The following is a 364-nucleotide window of genomic DNA, read 5'->3' on the forward strand; positions in this document are numbered from 1 at the left end:
CAGATGGGGTACTGGAAGTGACGAAAGCAAGCTTGACCATCACTGCAGATGATAAGGATAAAGTATATGGTTCTGAGAATCCATCTTTGACTTTCACATATGTTGGATTGGTGAATGGTGATACCAAAGTGGTAACTGTGCCAAGTATCAGCACGACGGCAACACTGAGTTCGGGAGTTGGTACTTATCCGATTACCTTGACGGGAGGTTTTGATCCGAATTATGATATCAGCTTGGTAGATGGAGTACTGGAAGTCACCAAAGCAAGCTTGACCATCACTGCAGATGATAAGGATAAAGTATATGGTTCTGAGAATCCATCTTTGACTTTCACATATGTTGGATTGGTGAATGGTGATACCAA

General features: G+C 42.3%; 1 protein-coding gene. It reads left to right on the forward strand.

Going from position 1 to position 364, the window contains the following annotated elements; translation table 11 throughout:
* A partial coding sequence (locus IEV57_RS17740) for an MBG domain-containing protein (RefSeq protein WP_194383032.1) occupies positions 1-364 on the forward strand: 364 nt, incomplete at both ends.

The organism is Belliella aquatica, assembly GCF_014637795.1.
Lineage (GTDB): Bacteria > Bacteroidota > Bacteroidia > Cytophagales > Cyclobacteriaceae > Belliella > Belliella aquatica.